The organism is Clostridium sp. HCS.1 (assembly GCF_047900555.1).
In the GTDB taxonomy this organism is placed as follows: Bacteria; Bacillota; Clostridia; order Clostridiales; family Clostridiaceae; genus Clostridium.
In genome coordinates this window covers 2,119,611-2,137,639 of the sequence record NZ_CP170704.1, presented here as the reverse complement: position 1 = coordinate 2,137,639, position 18,029 = coordinate 2,119,611, and the positions used below count along the sequence as shown (strand labels likewise).

18 protein-coding genes are annotated in these 18,029 nt (G+C 28.8%); 16 read left to right on the top strand and 2 right to left on the bottom strand.

What is annotated here, in order from left to right; translation table 11 throughout:
* Window positions 1-52: 52 nt before the first annotated feature.
* From ACFYH6_RS10115 to scpB, 3 genes are all read left to right on the top strand, one after another.
* Window positions 53-1,273 (top strand): D-alanyl-D-alanine carboxypeptidase family protein, encoded by a 1,221-nt coding sequence (locus ACFYH6_RS10115; protein WP_416178546.1) that lies wholly within the window; start codon window positions 53-55, stop codon window positions 1,271-1,273.
* A 109-nt stretch (window positions 1,274-1,382) separates the two neighbouring features.
* A complete protein-coding gene (locus ACFYH6_RS10110) occupies window positions 1,383-2,129 on the top strand; it encodes a segregation/condensation protein A (protein ID WP_316343438.1) in 747 nt (248 codons plus the stop codon).
* Window positions 2,122-2,730: an SMC-Scp complex subunit ScpB gene (scpB, locus tag ACFYH6_RS10105; RefSeq protein WP_316343439.1), complete on the top strand. Its 609-nt coding sequence runs from the start codon at window positions 2,122-2,124 to the stop codon at window positions 2,728-2,730. Before ACFYH6_RS10110 ends, scpB begins: the two co-directional genes overlap by 8 nt.
* 37 nt (window positions 2,731-2,767) lie before the next feature.
* Here scpB and ytfJ read toward each other — a convergent pair whose 3' ends face one another.
* Window positions 2,768-3,226 (bottom strand): GerW family sporulation protein, encoded by a 459-nt coding sequence (ytfJ, locus tag ACFYH6_RS10100; protein WP_316343440.1) that lies wholly within the window; start codon window positions 3,224-3,226, stop codon window positions 2,768-2,770.
* On the bottom strand, window positions 3,223-3,795 hold the full coding sequence (locus ACFYH6_RS10095) for a DUF2953 domain-containing protein (protein WP_416178545.1): 573 nt from the start codon (window positions 3,793-3,795) through the stop codon (window positions 3,223-3,225). The genes ytfJ and ACFYH6_RS10095 overlap by 4 nt, the downstream gene beginning before the upstream one ends.
* Window positions 3,796-4,052: 257 nt before the next feature.
* Between ACFYH6_RS10095 and ACFYH6_RS10090 the strand changes: the two genes are divergently transcribed.
* The 13 genes from ACFYH6_RS10090 to ACFYH6_RS10030 all read left to right on the top strand — a co-directional run bounded on the left by ACFYH6_RS10090 (window position 4,053) and on the right by ACFYH6_RS10030 (window position 18,001).
* A complete protein-coding gene (locus tag ACFYH6_RS10090; RefSeq protein ID WP_416178624.1) occupies window positions 4,053-5,084 on the top strand; it encodes a D-alanyl-D-alanine carboxypeptidase family protein in 1,032 nt (343 codons plus the stop codon).
* A gap of 101 nt (window positions 5,085-5,185) precedes the next feature.
* On the top strand, window positions 5,186-6,178 hold the full coding sequence (locus ACFYH6_RS10085; RefSeq protein ID WP_416178544.1) for a sulfide/dihydroorotate dehydrogenase-like FAD/NAD-binding protein: 993 nt from the start codon (window positions 5,186-5,188) through the stop codon (window positions 6,176-6,178).
* Complete coding sequence (locus ACFYH6_RS10080) at window positions 6,175-7,455, top strand: FAD-dependent oxidoreductase (RefSeq protein WP_416178543.1); 1,281 nt, start codon at window positions 6,175-6,177, stop codon at window positions 7,453-7,455. Before ACFYH6_RS10085 ends, ACFYH6_RS10080 begins: the two co-directional genes overlap by 4 nt.
* Before the next feature lie 294 nt (window positions 7,456-7,749).
* Window positions 7,750-9,402 carry a PucR family transcriptional regulator gene (locus ACFYH6_RS10075; RefSeq protein ID WP_416178542.1) on the top strand — a complete coding sequence of 551 codons (1,653 nt, stop codon included), beginning with the start codon at window positions 7,750-7,752 and terminating at the stop codon, window positions 9,400-9,402.
* Between the two features lie 175 nt (window positions 9,403-9,577).
* Window positions 9,578-10,573, top strand: a complete 996-nt coding sequence (locus tag ACFYH6_RS10070; RefSeq protein ID WP_416178541.1) for a DUF2877 domain-containing protein — start codon at window positions 9,578-9,580, stop codon at window positions 10,571-10,573.
* A complete protein-coding gene (gene fdrA, locus ACFYH6_RS10065) occupies window positions 10,570-12,129 on the top strand; it encodes an acyl-CoA synthetase FdrA (protein WP_416178540.1) in 1,560 nt (519 codons plus the stop codon). Before ACFYH6_RS10070 ends, fdrA begins: the two co-directional genes overlap by 4 nt.
* Window positions 12,130-12,139: 10 nt before the next feature.
* Window positions 12,140-13,549, top strand: a complete 1,410-nt coding sequence (locus tag ACFYH6_RS10060) for a DUF1116 domain-containing protein (protein ID WP_416178539.1) — start codon at window positions 12,140-12,142, stop codon at window positions 13,547-13,549.
* 19 nt (window positions 13,550-13,568) lie between these two features.
* Window positions 13,569-14,360 (top strand): cyclase family protein, encoded by a 792-nt coding sequence (locus ACFYH6_RS10055; protein ID WP_416178538.1) that lies wholly within the window; start codon window positions 13,569-13,571, stop codon window positions 14,358-14,360.
* Between the two features lie 34 nt (window positions 14,361-14,394).
* Window positions 14,395-15,078 (top strand): hypothetical protein, encoded by a 684-nt coding sequence (locus tag ACFYH6_RS10050; RefSeq protein ID WP_416178537.1) that lies wholly within the window; start codon window positions 14,395-14,397, stop codon window positions 15,076-15,078.
* Complete coding sequence (locus ACFYH6_RS10045; RefSeq protein WP_416178536.1) at window positions 15,066-16,262, top strand: thiolase C-terminal domain-containing protein; 1,197 nt, start codon at window positions 15,066-15,068, stop codon at window positions 16,260-16,262. Before ACFYH6_RS10050 ends, ACFYH6_RS10045 begins: the two co-directional genes overlap by 13 nt.
* Before the next feature lie 3 nt (window positions 16,263-16,265).
* The gene (locus ACFYH6_RS10040) at window positions 16,266-16,607 is read left to right on the top strand and encodes a Zn-ribbon domain-containing OB-fold protein (RefSeq protein ID WP_416178535.1); all 342 of its coding nucleotides are present in this window, start codon (window positions 16,266-16,268) and stop codon (window positions 16,605-16,607) included.
* A 94-nt stretch (window positions 16,608-16,701) separates the two neighbouring features.
* Window positions 16,702-17,538, top strand: coding sequence for an FAD binding domain-containing protein (locus ACFYH6_RS10035; protein ID WP_416178534.1), 837 nt, complete (start codon window positions 16,702-16,704; stop codon window positions 17,536-17,538).
* A gap of 1 nt (window position 17,539) precedes the next feature.
* Window positions 17,540-18,001: a (2Fe-2S)-binding protein gene (locus ACFYH6_RS10030; protein WP_416178533.1), complete on the top strand. Its 462-nt coding sequence runs from the start codon at window positions 17,540-17,542 to the stop codon at window positions 17,999-18,001.
* Window positions 18,002-18,029: the final 28 nt, after the last annotated feature.

Sequence of the window (18,029 nt, the reverse complement as noted above, 5' to 3'; positions counted from 1 at the left end):
TATCATATTTTTATTTTTATTGGTAATAATAAGCTTGAAAGGAGGAAATAAAATGTATAAAAACAAAATGAAAAAAATTATTGTACTTTCTTTAAGCTTATTTATTTTAAATATTATACCAGTTGATGCCTTAGTTAAATCAGAGGGAAATGAAATTGAAACATATGAGGAATGGAATACTGAAACCTTTAGCGAAGAAGGTATAAATGTAGATGCAAAATCTGCATTATTAATTGAGCCTATTTCTGGTAAAATATTATATGAAAAAAATTCAGATGAAAAATTTGCACCAGCATCAGTAACAAAAATAATGACAATGTTATTGACTATGGAGGCAATAGATAGTGGTAAGATTTCTTTAAGTGATAAGGTAACCTGTAGCGAAAATGCAAAAAAAATGGGGGGAAGCACTATGCTTCTAGACACTGGAGAAGTAAGAACCGTTGAAGAGTTATTAAAGGGGGTTGCCATTGCATCCGGTAATGATGCAGCAGTTGCTTTAGCAGAATATTTAGCCGGAACAGAAGATGCATTTGTAGAATTAATGAACAAAAGAGCTGAAGAACTTGGCATGAAAAATACTACATTTAAAAATTGCAATGGATTACCGAAAGAGGGGCACTTATCTACTGCAAGAGATATTTCCCTTATGTCATTAGAACTTCTTAAACATCCAACTATATTAAAATACACAGGAACTTATATGGAAACAATTTCTGAAGGAAGATCATCTCCAATAGAATTAGTTAATCATAATAAGCTAGTAAGATTTTTTGAAGGATGTGATGGATTAAAAACTGGATATACATCAGAAGCTAAGTATTGCATTTCTACTACAGCAACAAGAAATGGTGTTAGAATGCTTTCAGTTATTATGGGGGCACCAACCTATAAAATAAGAAATAGAGATGCTGGAATGCTTTTAAATTATGGTTTTTCTAAATTTGAAGGCAAAAAGATATTAGTAAAAGATGAAGATGTTGAAAACATATATTTAAGCAAAAATACAGATAAATTTTTTATTGCAAAAGCCAAAGATGATTTAATTGCTATTATTGAAAAAGGGGATAAAAATGAAATAAGTAAAAAGATAGTAATGGATAATCTTAAAAAGGAATATAAAGAAGGAGAAATCGTAGGAAAATGTGAAGCATATTCTGGAGAAAATAAAATCGGAGAAGTAGATTTATATTCTGATAGAGATGTTAAATTAGGTGGCGTTTTTGAAAACTTTAAATTTAATATGAAAAATATGTTTAGAAAAGGCATATAATAGGATTCTTTAAGGAATCCTTTTTTTCTTGTTTTAAAAAGGTTGTTCTTTATAAATAAACTTGATATTATATTCTAAGGAAATACATTATTAAAGGCGGATGAATAATATGGAAATGCCCAAAATTAAAGTAGCAAATTTTGAAGGACCCTTTGATTTATTGCTACATTTAATTAAGAAAAATGAAATGGATATATATAATATTGAGATATATAAGATAACAAATCAATATTTAAGATATTTAGATGATATGAAGATTATGGATCTTGATATAACATCAGAATTTATAGTGGTAGCTGCAACTTTGATTGAAATTAAATCTAAAAAACTTTTACCAGTTATAAAAAATGAAGAGGAAAATGAAGAAGATATAGAAAAAAATCTTATGTATAGACTTATAGAATATAAAAAGATAAAAGGAGCAGCTTTATTCTTAAGAGATAAATTTGTTAGTTCAGGAGAGATATATACTAAAAAGCCTGAAATAATAAAAGAAGTTAATATTGCAAATAAAGAAGAAGATATTTTTAAAAATATAACTTTACTAGATTTATATAATATTTATAATAATTTAATTGAAAACTATATTAAGAAGCAAAATAAAGAAAATGTAATTCAAAGAAAGATATATGTTGATAAATATAAGATTGAAGATAAAATGAATGACTTAATGATAAAGTTTAATAACAATAAGATAGTTAAATTTAGAGAAATTATAAAAGAAAGTGAGTGCAAGTTAGAGGCAGTTGTAATTTTCTTAGCATTATTAGAATTAATAAAGCTTAGAATGCTTAAAGTATACCAGGACAATAATTTTGATGACATTTTAATGGAAAGGAGAATAGGAAATGAGTAGTATAGAAGCAGCACAATATGAGTTTGAAGAAATATCATCAAAGCCTATGTTAAAGTCTTCAATCGAATCACTTCTATTTGTTAGTGGTGAGCCATTAACTATAAGGGATTTAAGCAATACCTTAGAGGTTTCACCTAAAATAGTTAAAGGGATATTAGATGAAATGCAAAATGATTATGAAGAAGAAAGAAGAGGAATAAAATTAATTTCTATAAATGGAGAATTTCAATTAGTAACTAAGGCTGAAAATAGTGATTATATACAAAAACTATTAAGAAAAAATAAAAGACAATCATTATCTCAAGCTTCTTTAGAAAGTTTAGCTATAATAGCTTATAAGCAGCCAATAACAAGGGTTGATATAGATGAAATAAGAGGAGTTAAATCTGAAAGTGCTCTACATAGACTTTTAGAAAAAGACTTAATTAAAGAAGTTGGTAGATTGGAAGTTCCTGGAAGACCAATTTTGTTTGGAACAACAGATGAATTTTTAAGACAATTTGGATTAAAGGAATTAAATGAATTACCTTCATTAGATTTATATGATAATAAAGATGAAGATATTATAGAGAATATGAGTGAAATTATAAAAGAGATGTAAGATATATTTTAGACTTCTAAAATATATCTTACATAAATTAATATAAGTTGCTTGAGGAAGAATCACAATTGTCTATAGGTGATTCTTCTTCACATTTATTTTTAGTAGACTTATCTTCATTAAAGAAACCTTTTATGGTATCTATAATTTGAGGGATAGAATCTACTATTCTATCATATGTATTATTTTGTTCTACAGGTAATATTCTTACAACATCTTTTCTTAAAACTAAGAAAGCTACTGGCTTAACGGTAATTCCAGCGCCGGAGCCACCTCCAAAAGGATGATTTGACATATTATCTCCAGGACCAATGCATACATTCCCAAATTCACTTCCACCAGAAACAAATCCAAAGGTTACTTTTGATATTGGAATTATATAGCTTCCGTCTTTTGTTTCTATTGCATCACCAATAACAGTATTAACATCTATCATTTCTTTTAAATTTTCCATTGTACTTTTCATTAAACTTTCAACAGGATGTTGATTTGTCATATTTTTCTCCCTAAATTGGGAGCCACCTCCTTATTTTCTTTACTTTTAATTAATAAGAATAATATACATATAATATTAGCAATATTAAAGTAAAATATACTAGTAATTCCAAAAGTTAATAAAGTTGAATTAAATTTAGGATCAATATCAAAAGATAAATCCTTAACTTTAAAGATTATACTTAAGAATAAATATAAAATAATAGGTATATTACAAAGGAGCCCATATAATATAGCAGAAATTGCAGCATCATCTATTCCATAAGAAAGTGAAGCTTTAATTTTAATTTTAGGCTTTAATTTATTTTTAGAAAAATTTCTATATAAATTTTTAAATGAAAGTTTTCTAGTAAATTTTCTTTTTGCTTTTATTTTGTTAGTTTTAATTTTAGGCTTCTTTTTCAATAGTTTTTTTAAATATTTATTTTCAACTCCGTTTTTAGATGAAAATAGAGGATATTTATATAGTTTTATGATTAAGTTTTTATCTAAATACTCTAATTTTATTTTTATAGGTAAAGGTAAAAACAATATTATTAATATAATAATAAGTATGATAATTAACTTCATTATTAAATCCTTTCATTGAATTTTAAAATTATCTTATTTAGAAAATTTTAAAATTATGTTTAAAAATTATCTTTTAGAACAAACTATTTTTAGATGGTAGTATAGAAGGTGATAATATGAAAAATATAAAAAAATTTTTAGCAACTATTTTATTAGTATTATTGACATTTACATGGGATATATATTCAGTTAAAGCTGTTACTGATGATAATATTGACAATGATAACGAATCTATTGATATACTTGAAGAAAACTCTATAGATATATCTTTAGATGAAGTTAATATTAATTCTCCTTTAAAGGTATCTGCTAGAAATGCTATTGCAATAGATGCTGAAACTAATGAAGTATTATGGAATCAAAATGGATATGAAATAGTACCGATGGCAAGTACTACTAAAATTTTAACTGCCCTTATAGCAATAAATTATGGCAATTTAGAAAGAAAAGTAACCATAAGTAAAAATGCTTCATCTATTAGGGGTTCAACAGTAGGATATGTAGCAGGTGAAGAAATAACTATGAGAGAATTATTATTTGGATTGATGTTTAGATCTGGTAATGATGCAGCTATAGCTATTGCAGAAGATATTGGAGGATCAATAGAAGGATTTTCTAATATTATGAACGATTTTGCTAAAAGCGTAGGAATAATAGATTCACATTTTGAATCTCCACATGGTCTAGATAGTCCAAAACATTATTCTTCTGCATATGATTTAGCAATTTTAACATCAAAAGCAATGGAATATGATATTTTTAGAGAATGTGTCGGAGAAAAGGTAATATATAAGGATAAGTATAATTTTACTAGAGATTATCAAAACATTAATAAAATATTATATAAAATACCAGGTGCTAACGGAGTAAAGACTGGATACACAGGTGGTGCTGGCAAATGTTTAGTTTCGTCTATAAATTATAACGGCAAGAATATAATAATAGTTGTATTAAACTGTGTTGATAGATGGAATGTTACAGAAAAAATATATAATTATGTTATAAAAAGTAATGAGTTTATCAATAAGAATAATAAAAAAATATTAGATGAAGAAAAACTTGCGGGTTTAGGTAAAATAATAAATGAAGAGGATTTAACTTATGGATATAAAGAAAGTGATGTTATAGAAGTGGAAGTTTTTAAACCGATAATAGATGTAGAAGAAGGACATATAATTGGGAAAATATCCATTAAAGAGAAGCTATATGAAAAAAGCAAATTTCCTTTAATAAGTAATATAAATATAAGTAAAGAGGAATTAGAAAAAATAATAATTGGTGAAAAGTAGAGGCTACATAGTCTCTACTTTTTATTTTTAAGATTGTAACAAAATAAATTATAATAAATAATCTAATATTGTATAAGAAATCTTTGGAGAGATATAAAATAATGAGGGAAATTGTAGAATGTATTGATTCAGGTACAGAATTTTGTCCGTGTAAGTTAGCTGAAGCAGGTGAATGTATAGTTTGTTCACAATTGCAGGGAAGTTGTTTTTGTGATTGTTTAAACTGGAAGGGGGTTTGCATATATCACGAATTTATTAACAATGGTTCTAAAGCTAAAGAAGGAAGAAAAACATATAATTGTTTAGTTAAAGAAACAGAACTTTATGAAAAAGATATATTATTAATTAAGTTTGAAGTCCCTCACAAGTTAGCAATAGATTTAGTAAAAGCAGGCAGTTTTATATTTATTAGACCAGATGAAAATAATATATATTTTGATGTTCCTATATCTATATTAGAGTCTGATATAGAAAAAAATATTGTTTCTATAATGATAGAAATAAGAGGAATAAAAACAAAAAATTTATTAAACGTAAAGGAAGATAGCATATTAACAATAAGAGGACCTTATTGGAATGGAGTATTTGGATTAAAAAATTTAAAAACTCAAATAAATAACAATGTATTAGTACTAGCAAGGGGAATAGGAATGGCTCCAATGATTCCTGTTATTAGAAATTTATATCAAAATAATAATAAAATAATATTAATCCTAGATAAATCACCTTATAAAGATAATTATGTAAAAGAGTATTTGAAAGATTATAATGTTGAAATCATTAATGAAATTTTAATAGATAAAGGGGAAATTAGTGATGAAGCAAAAGTCATAATTAAAAATCTCTTATCTGAAAAGGATATTAAATATGTTCATATTGCAGGAGCAGACATATTAAGTGTAAAACTAATAGAGTATTTAAATAGTATAAATAGAGAAGATATAAAGCTTTCATGCTGTAACAATATAAAAATGTGTTGTGGAGAAGGAATATGTGGAAGTTGTACTGCTAGATTTTCAGGACATAGAGTAAAAAGATTTTGCAAAGTTCAAACAGATCCAAGAAAGGTATTTGAAGGGAGAAGATTTATATGACAAAGGTTATTATTGTTGGGGGAGGATGGGCTGGTTGTGCATCTGCAATAACAGCAAAGAAAGCAGGAGCTGAAGTCCATTTATATGAAAAAACTGATTTATTATTGGGACTTGGAAATGTTGGAGGCATAATGAGAAATAACGGAAGATGGACAGCATCTGAGGAATTAATAAATCTTGGTGCTGGAGATTTAATAGATATTGTTGATAATACTGCAAGACATAAAGATATAGAATTTCCAGGTCATAAGCATGCTACATTATATGATGTGAATTTAATTGAAGGTAAAATAAGTAAGTATTTAGAAGAAATGGGCATAAATATTCATATAGAAAGTAGAGTTACTGATGTTAATTTAGAAGGTAGTAAAATTAAAGGAATATACCTTAGTGATGGTAGCTATGAAGAGGGTGATGTATTTATTGAAACAACAGGAACTACAGGTCCAATGGGAAATTGCTTAAGATACGGAAATGGATGTTCAATGTGTATTTTAAGATGTCCAGCCTTTGGTCCAAGATTAAGCATAAGTGAAAGATGCGGTGTTTCAGATATACATGGAGAAAGAGACGTAGATACATTAGGAGCAATTTCAGGTTCTTGTAAATTAGCTAAAGAAAGTTTATCAAAAGAAATTGTTGAAGAGTTAGATAGAACAGGATGCGTTATATTAGAAGTTCCAAAGGAAGATATAAATTATGATAAGCTTAATGCTAAGGTATGCCAGCAATATGCTTTAAAGGAATTTGCAGAAAATATAATTTTATTAGATACTGGACATGCTAAGCTAATGACTACCTATTATCCACTAAAGAAGCTTAGAAAAATTAAAGGCCTTGAAAATGCAAAATATGTTGATCCATATGCAGGAAGTAAAGGAAATTCAATACGATATTTATCAGTAGCACCAAGAACTAATGATTTAAAGGTAAAGGGAGTAGATAATCTATTTTGTGCAGGTGAAAAATCTGGATTATTTGTTGGCCATACTGAAGCAATAGTTACTGGTTCATTAGCAGGTCATAATGCTGTAAGATTAGCTATGGGAATACCATTATTAATATTACCTTCATCAATTGCAATAGGAGATATAATTTCATATGCCAATGAAAAAGCTGAAAGTAGAGAGGGAAGAAAAAATAGATATACCTTTGCAGGAGCTGAATACTTTAAGAGAATGAAAGATTTAGGTCTATACACTAAAGATAAAGAGGAAATAAAGCAAAGAATTAGCAAAGTTAATTTAGATAATGTATTTAATCAAAAATTAATATAAAAATTTAAAAAGCACTTAGTTTTTTCTAAGTGTTTTTTAAATTTTTATAAATAAACTTCTTAAATAAAATACTCGTAAATGATAATAAATTTATAAGAAACAAATGCTAACATAAAATTAATAACAAAAATAATCTAAAATCAAGATTATAATAGAAGGAAAAATAAGTATGTTTATTGAATTATAGAAATAAAATCATATATGTATAAATGATGACAGAAAGTAAAAAAAGAAAAGTTTATTAATAAAAATATAAATTAAAACATTACCTAATCTTTAATAAAGGAGTTTTTTATGAAAACTAATATTGGAATATCCATAGAAAAGTTATTAACACTTGAGATATTAAAGGGATCAAAGGTACTTGCTGGAAACAAAGGATTAAAAAATAAGATTACTAAAGTAAATGTAATGGAGGTACCAGATATTATTGATTGGGTAAGCAAAGGAGAATTCTTAATTACTACTGCTTATTCTATAAAGGATAATGTGCAAATATTAGAAGAATTAATTCCAAGATTAAAAGAGAAGGGGGTTGCAGGGCTAGGAATTAAGGTAGGTAGATATGTAAAAGAATTATCAGATAATATTTTTAAATTAGCAAATAAACTTAACTTTCCAATTATAGAGGTCCCAATATCTGTGTCTCATACAGATATAATTTCATCAATTTTAACTCAAGTTATAAGTGAGCAAACTATTCTGTTATTAGAAATTGAAAGATATAATAAAGAAGCTATGGAGATTGTTATAAATGGTGGCAACTTAAATGATATTGCAACAAATCTATATAATAATATAGGTAATACTTTAGCTATATATGAAAATATAAATGATAGATGTGAAATTATTTGTAATGATAATATAGAAAAAAGTGAAATTGAAAAAATAGTATATGAATTTATTAGTAGCAATAACTATTGCGAAAAGAGTTGTTGTGAGAGTATAGATATTATAAATGGGAAAAATATTGGAAGAATTACTATTCCTTTAATTATTAATAAAATGGAATATGGCAATGTCTTTATATGGACTGATAATAGTGATATAAATACATTACAAAAAATGATTATTGATCTTTATATTAATATAATAATGCTGGAATTTTCAAAGAGAATTTCTATGCATAGTATGGAAAGTAAGTATAAACTAGAGTTTTTTGATGATTTACTAAGTCAGGACGAAATTAGATTAAAAAGAGCTATTGAAAAATCTAAAAATTATAATTTCAATATTAGTAATAAATATTGTATTATAGAAATAATGTTAAAAGCATGGAATGAAGAAATTAAACATAGTTATCAAGAAGAAATAAACAATTTAATGTTTATTGTAAATAGAATTATTAAGTCTTGTAAAAATAATATTATATATGTAGAACGTGGAGATAGAATTATACTTTTATATGGAAGTGCTAAAAGTTATAATGCTGTTAAAATTAAAGAAGATACGTTGAATTTATGTAAAAGGATCTATTCTGAAGCAGTAAAAAAGATTACTTCTATGGAAATAATAGTTGGCATTGGGAGATGCTATATTGATATATCACAATTGTATAAAAGTTATGATCAAGCCAAGCTTATTGTTGAGCATTTAAGTAAAAGTACTACTGAATCAATAATTCATTATGATGATTTAGGTATTTACAGAATATTAGCCCATGATGAATTAAAAGGGGAACTAATTGACTTTTGTAAAGATACTATTATGCCATTAATAGAGTATGATAAGGAATATGAATCAGAGTTAGTAAAGACATTAAAACAATATTTTAAATTTAATGGGAATATGAAGAAAATTTCTGAAAGAATGTATATGCATTACAATACTATAGTGTATAGAATTAATAAAATTGAAGCAATTACTGGGTTAAATATAGAAGATGGTGATAATAGATTAAACTTACAAATAGCTTTGAAAATACTAGATATTATAGATATAGCTTAAAAGTACTTATAGGCAAATAGTAAATTGCCTATAGGTACTTTTTCTGTTTGGTAAATGTTTACAAAAGAAAAGTTTTAGGTTTATTAATATTACACAAAAGATTTATTTAATAATAATAGAATTATATAAGTATAATAAATTGTAAGAGAATTACAGGGGAAAAGGATGAGGTTTCTTGGAAGCATTATTTATAAGTAAAGATTTATTAGAATACGTTAAAAGCAACACTACTATTATATCTAAAATTCATTCAATATTTAATAATGCTTGCAACATGGAATATAAAGAAAAACTAATAACAATTTTAACAAAAGATAAGATAATAGCTCCTATGAGTATAGTTATAGATAATCCAGTGGGCTTTGATTTCAAAAAGCTTAAAATAAATAGTAATAATAAATTTGTATTTACTGATGAGTTTATTATTTGTAGTAATTTTACTTTTAAAGTTGAATTAAAAAATGCAAAAGTCTATGATCCAAAGATTGAAAGATTAGAAAACTATATTGAAGAAGAGGTTATTTTGAAAAACTTAATTAAGATGAAAGACATTTTATTTGAATATGGAAAATTAGACTTCTTTTATCCGTTACTAGATGATATTAAAAATTGCATTGCAAATGATTTAGTTTATAAATTAAGGATAATAGATATAGGAAAATTAAGTAATGGATTAAGTTTAAAAAACAATGATAAAAGTTATCTATTTATAAAAAACAAATTTATAGACTTTTTAAAAGCTATTATAAGCTATGATATTGCTAATATTCAAGATTATGCAAGTAACATAATTGGATTTGGCTTTGGATTAACACCATCTATAGATGATTTAATAAGTGGACTAATGATTTCAATTATTTATTTAGGCGATTATTACAACTTAGATATTAAAAATATATATAAGTTTAATAATAAATTAATTGCAAAATCAATAAATAAAACTACAAAGGTAAGTAGTGAAATGCTTATAAATTCAGCAAAAGGTGCAATAAGTAAGGGGATTAAACAGTTGATGACTACATTATTATCGGAGGATGATGATGTAAGCATAACCAATGATTTGAAAAGGGTTATTTCCTTTGGAGAAACTTCAGGAAGTGATATGGCATTTGGAATATATATAGGATTTGCCATTTTTACTGATATTAGATATAGGGGGAATTGGAAATGAATCTATGTGTAGATATTAGAAAAAACGTGTACTACGATTCAGTAGCGCTAATGCTTATTACAAAAGAAGTTAAGAAAATGGATGGTGTTAAAGAAGTAATCGTTGGAATGGCAACAGAATTGAATAAAGAATTAGCAGAAAACTTAAACCTATCTAATGATGAAATAAGAATATTAACACCTAATGATTTCTTTATTTCAGCATATTCAGAAGATAATGATGGTCTAGAAAAAATTGTAGATAGAGTAAATGAATTATTAAATTCAAAACAAAAAGAAGAAGAAACTGAAATAGAAGTTAAAACTTTAACTGCAGCAATTAACCATATGAAGGATGCAAATATGGCAGTTATATCACTACCAGGAAAGTATGCAGCTTATGAAGCAAAGAAGGCCTTAAATAAAGGACTTAATGTAATGCTTTTCAGCGACAATATAACTGTAGAAGAAGAAATTGAATTAAAGAAATTAGGAAGAGATAAGGGCCTTTTAGTTATGGGCCCAGACTGTGGTACTGCAATAATTAATGGAATTCCTTTATGCTTTGCAAATGTAGTTAGAAGAGGAAATATAGGAATTGTTGGGGCCTCTGGAACAGGAACTCAAGAAGTAACTGTACTTATTGACAAATTAGGTGGAGGCTTATCACAAGTTATAGGTACTGGTGGTAGGGATTTAAAGAGTGAAGTAGGCGGAATAATGATGCTTGAAGGCTTTAAAGCACTAATAGATGATAATGCAACTGATGTAATAGTTTTAATTTCTAAACCTCCTGCAAAGGAAGTTGCTGAAAAGATTCTTGAAATGGTAAAGGCTACTAGCAAACCAGTTGTAGTTAATTTTATAGGTGGAGATAGAAGTCAAATAGAAAAAAGTGGAGCATATGCATGTATAAGTTTAGAAGATGCAGCTCATAAAGCCTATAATTTATCAAAAGGTATTGAACCACAAGATTATGAAGGCTTTGAGATGTCAGATAATGATATAAATGAAATAGTAGAAAAGGAAGCCTCTAAACTACATCCATCACAAAAGTATTTAAGAGCATTATATACTGGTGGAACATTAGCGGATGAAGCTATGAAACTACTTGGTAAAGAAGGTTTTTCAATATATTCTAATATACCTTTATCACCAGAGTTTAAATTGAAGGATATTCATAAGAGCGAAGAGCATACTTGTATAGATTTAGGTGATGATGATTTTACTGTTGGAAGACCACACCCAATGATTGATCCAATAGGAAGAGTTGAAAGATTACCTAATGAAGCTTTAGATGAAGAAGTTGCAGTTATACTTATGGATTTTGTAATAGGATATGGATCTAATATGGACCCAGCTGGAGAGATGTTACCATATATTATTGAAGCAAAAAAGAAATTTGAAAGTGAAAATAAATATTTATCTATAATAGCTTATATTTGTGGAACTGATAAAGATCCACAAAGTTATAGAGAACAAAAAGAAAAGCTAGAAGCAGCAGGTGTTATTCTTATGCCATCAAATGCACAAGCAGTACGACTTACTGCAAAGCTTCTTAAAGCGATAAAGGGTTAGGAGGTGCGGTATGTCTTTAATAAATAAATTATTTGAAAATGATTTAAAAGTTGTAAATCTTGGGTTAGAAGCTTTTCATAATGATTTAAAAGAACAAAAGGTAGAATCAATCCATGTAAATTGGAGGCCACCAAGTGAATCAAGTAAAAAGCTAGATCAATTAGAAGATGAGGATATAAAAATAAAGATAGAAGCAGCTAACAAAGAAGCTATAGAAAGATTATTATCAGCTCAGCCTGTGATATTAGGAGTAGGAAAAGCAGGGGATGATATTCCAGGTATGACAAAGAACACTATACTTCATGCAGGGCCACCAATTACTTGGGATAGAATGAGTGAGCCTTTAAGAGGTGCAATAATAGGAGGGCTTTTATATGAAGGCTTAGCTTCTAAGGAAGAAGAGGCAAGAAATTTAGCCGCATCAGGAGAAATAATTTTTGCACCATGCCATCATCATAATACAGTTGGCCCAATGGCTGGAGTTGTTACTTATTCAATGCCAGTATGGAAACTGCAAAATAAAGCTTTTGGGAATTATGCTTATTGCACATTTAATGAAGGATTAGGAAAAGTATTAAGATTTGGTGCCTTTAGTGATGAAGTTATAGATAGACTTAAGTGGATTGAAAGCACATTAGCTCCTGTCATTAAAGAAACAATGAATATTAGAGGGCCTATAGATTTAAAAGCTATCATTGGACAAATAGTTCAAATGGGTGATGAAGGTCATAACAGAAATAAAGCTGGTACATCACTAATATTTAGAGAGTTAGCACCATATGTAGTTAAGACAAGTTTCTCGGATGAAATAAAATCAGATGTTTTATCCTTTATAGATAAAAATGATCATTTCTTTTTAAATATTTCAATGCCTGCATGTAAATGTAGTTTAGATCCATTAGAAGATATTGAGTATAGCACAGTAGTATATACAATGTCTAGAAATGGTACTGATTTTGGAATAAGAGTAAGTGGAACCTCAAAAGAGTGGTTTACAGCCCCTTGTGAATTAGTTCAAGGACTTTACTTCCCTGGCTTTGATGAAAAAGATGCAAATCCAGATATAGGAGATAGTTCTATTACAGAAACAGCAGGAATAGGTGGTTTTTCAATGGCAACAGCACCAGCAATTGTTCAATTTGTTGGAGGAACACCTAAAGATGCTATAAATTATACAAATAGTATGTATGAAATAACTCTTGCAGAAAATAATGCTTATAAATTACCGAACTTAAACTTTAGAGGTGCACCTACTGGAATAGACATAAGAAAAGTAATTGAAACAGCAATATTACCAGTAATAAATACTGGTATAGCATGTAATAGAGCAGGAGTTGGACAAGTGGGAGCTGGTATAGTTCACCCACCTACAAAATGTTTTGAAGATGCATTAAATGCATTTATAAATAAATATATATAAATTGAATGGAGGATTTTAAATGAACATTATTGAGGCTTTTAGCAATGTAAAAATGTATGATTTAACTCAAAAACTTAGCCATTTAACACCACCTTGGCCAACTTATGAGCCATTAGAAATTAAATTTTTCAAAAGATTATCTTCAAATGGAGCTAATGGACAAGTATTGACACATTCAAACCACGTTGGAACTCACTTAGATGGTTCTCTACATTTCTGTACTCATGGAAGAGATATAGCAAGTATTCCACTAGAAGAATTAGTTGGACCAGGAGTAGTAGTAGACCTTTCTGATATAGCAGAAGATTATGGAATTTATACATCAAAAGACATTATGGATAGAGCAGATGTTAGAAAAGGAGATATCCTTATAATAAATACAGGTTATCACAAATATGGATGGGATGAACCAGAGGCTGACGAAGAAAGAGTTATGGTAAGACATCCAGGTCCTACAAGAGAATTTGCTGAATGGTGTAAAGAAATGGAATTTAAATGGATAGGTGTTGACTGCGGTTCTGCAGATCATCCAATGAATACAAAGATTCGTGAATGGTGTCCAAAAGAAGCTAGAAAAGCTGATAAATTCTTAAAATCTAAATATGGAAAAGGATTAGATGATTTCTTCCCAGAAGATGATTACCAATTTATGCACTATGATTTATTCCCAGTTGATATAATTCATGCTGAAAATCTTGGTGGAGATATAGATAAGGTCCTTGGCAGAAGATTAATAATTGGATGTTTCCCTTGGAGATTTGAAGGTGGAGAATCTTGTATATCTCGTATAGTTGCATTTGATACTAAATAAAAATAAAAAAATAATTTTGAGAGGATGTTAAGTTATGATAATAGATAAAATGGAACAAACCTTAAGACCTGCTGAAAGTAATATGCCAGAATATCCAGCTAAATATATAACATTAGCTACTGGAGAAAAAATGGTTATACGCCAAATAAAGAGAGAAGAAGTGCCTCTAATATTAGAGGCTATACAACCTTTAATGGATGTAGAAAAAGATTTTTATGATATAGTTGCTTCAAGATTTTATTCTGAATTATTAGGTTACTACAAATATAGAGTTAAGGATGAATATTGCTTAATAGGAACTATAGATGGACTAATAGTTGGTATAGTTAATGGACGTATGATAGATGAAAAATCAGGAATGTCTTATCACACAATCACTTTAAAACAAGGCTTAAGAATAGGTGCTCAATTATTTGCAGCTAAAATGGAATACCATTTTGATTATTTAAATCAAGAAGAAGTTTGGATAGTTGCAGAAAGTCCAAATGGATTTAAGAGATGGATGATAGAATATGAATTAGAATCAAGACCAGAAATATGGCATGAATTAGGTGGAGTTCCAACTTACGTTTTAACTAAGGCATTATGGGAAAAGCATAAAAAATCTAAATGCACAGGAAGACGTCCAGTTAAAGAAGAATTACTTGCAACTTCATTAAATCCTATCCTTCCAGAAACTTATTCTCAAAAACCAGGGTACAGAAGATGCGCGAAGTAGGTATAGTAGGCATCGGACATACTAAGTTTGGTAAATGGTCTGGAGGGACATTTATAGACATGCTTAGTAAAGCTGCAGTAGAAGCTTTAGATGATGCTGGTGTTAAAACTGGAGAAAATCATGGAATAGATCAAGTTTTTGTTGCATCTATGGGTGCAGGAATGGTAAATAGAGTAAGTGGTGTTGCATCTGCTTTAGTTGATACTTTAAATCTAAGACCTGCAATGGCTGATACAGTAGAAAATGGCCCAGCATCAGGTGGATCTGCAATAAAACTTGGTTATATGGCAATTGCTAGTGGTATGTGTGATGCAGTTTTAGTTGTTGGTGGAGAAATGATGAGAGTAATAAGTGGATGGGAAGGTACAGATTTCGTTGCAACTATGTTACACCCAGAAGCAGAATACAATTATGGACTAACTCTTCCTTCATTTGCAGGAATGTTTACTAAATTGTGTATGGATAAATATGGTATTACCGAAAAGGATTTATCAATTGTATCTGTTAAAAATCATGAACATGCAGTTCATAATCCAGTAGCACATATTCACGTAGTTCCAAGTTTATATGCCATTGCTGATGACGAAGATGCTGATGTAATAAATCCTTATGTTGCAGAACCATTAAGACTATATCATGTATGCCCAGTATCAGATGGTGCAGCAGCTGTACTTTTATGTGCTATGGACGTAGCTGATAGATTTAATAAAAAACCTGTTAAGATAGCAGGTATAGGTCAAGCTACAGATACACACGTAGTAGCTGAAAGAAAAGTTCCTACTGATTTATTAGCAGTAAGACTTTCTGCAAAAAAAGCTTATGAAATGGCAGGGGTTAAACCAGAGGATGTAGATGTAGCTGAATTACATGATGCATTTCAAATTCTGGAAGTAGTTGAATCAGAAGAAGTAGGATTTTTTGAAAGAGGACAAGGACACATTGCTGCACGTAATGGAGAAACAAAAGTTGGAGGTAAAATTCCAATAAATACTTCTGGTGGATTAAAGGCTAAAGGGCATCCATTAGGAGCAACAGGGGTATCTCAAGTTGTTGAATTAGTAAAACAATTAAGAGGCGAAGCAACAGGAAGACAAGTTGAGGGAGCTAAAGTAGGACTTGCAGTTAACTTTGGTGGCTTTGGAAATAATGTAGTTTCAACAATATTAACAAAGGTGGAGGATTAGAAGATGAGTGAAAAGATGTATGCTTATAAATGTACAGCTTGTGGTGAACTTCATCATCCAAAGCATTATGTATGTAGAAAATGTGGTGCTAGAGAATTTGAAGAAGTTGAACTAGGGGGAGAAGTAACATTATTAACTTATACAAGAGTGTATAATCTTCCAGAAGGTTATATGAAACCTTATCTAGCTTTTGGAATAGTTAAATTTGATAATGGATTAACTGCTACTGGACAAATTGACTCTGAAGACCTTGAAATAGGTATGAAATTAAATACAACAGTTGGAGTAATAAAAGAAACTGTTGGTAGGGATTGTTATGGTTTCATTTTTAAACCTATAGAATAGAATATATTAAGACGAAGCTTCTATTGTACTACAATATAAATAAAAGTTAGTATAATAGGAGCTTTTAAAAATTAAATGTAATGGAGGGATTAAATTGCAAGAACTTCAGTACTTGAGACCAGAAAGTATAAAAGAAGCTTTAGAACTCTTAGATGGTTATGGCAAGAACTTAAAAATATTAGCTGGTGGTACAGATCTTATTATTGCACTAAAGGATAGATTAATAAACTGTAATTATTTAATGGATATTAAGAATATACAAGAGTTACAAGAAATAAGATATACAGAAGATAAAGGATTAGAAATAGGAGCAGCAGTTTCTTTAAATGAAATAATCCATTCAGACATTATTAATGAAAAGTATGGAATATTAATTCAGGCTGCTAAAACATTAGCTAATAGTTTACTTAGGAATAGAGCTACACTCTTAGGTAATATATGCAATGCTTCACCAGGTGGAGATATGCTTGGACCTTCTATTGTTCTTGAAGGTAAATTGGAAATCTTATCTAAAAATGGTGTGAGAATAGTACCTTTGAAAGATTTCTTTGTAGGAGTTAAAAGAACAGTATTAAAGGAAAATGAATTGGTTAGCAAAATTATTTTCCCAAGTATAGAAGGCGTTGGGAAATACAGAAGAAGGTCAAGAATAAAAGGACATGATTTAGCTCAAATAGGAGTTTCTATGTTCTTAAAAAATGACAGTTGGTTAAACGTTTCCATAACTGCTGCGGGACCAACACCAGTTATAATTGAAGACTTTGCTCTATTAAAGAAGGATAATCTTAAAGATAATATTCCTGTTATAGTTGATAAAATTATGACTTCAATAAAGCCAATAAGTGATCAAAGAGCAAGTAAAGAATTTAGAATTGATATGGCAAAATATTTATCAAATCAGATCTTAGAAGAGTTAAGTTCGGAGGGATAAAATGAAAGAGAAAATTCATCTAAATGTAAATGGAGAAGAGGTTTTTGTAGAAGTTGAGCCAAATAAAACTTTACTTTGGCTATTAAGAGAAGAATTGGAATTAACAGGAACTAAGGAAGGTTGTGGGGCAGGGGAATGCGGAGCTTGTACAGTTATTCTTAATGGTAAAGCTGTTAATTCATGTTTAGTAATGGCCTTAGAAGCTGATGGAGGATATGTTCAAACAATTGAAGGGGAAGCTAAAAATGGCAATCTTTCAAAACTTCAAGAAGCATTTATTAAGCATAATGGTCTTCAATGTGGTTTCTGTACTCCAGGAATGATAATGTCTGCAAGAGCTTTATTAAATAATAATCCAAAACCAAATAGAGAAGAGATAAAAGAGGCTATGCAAGGAAATCTTTGCAGGTGCACTGGTTATGAAGCTATTATAAAATCTGTTGAAGAGGCAATAGAAGAATAAGTAATTAATAATATATTTTAAATTTCTG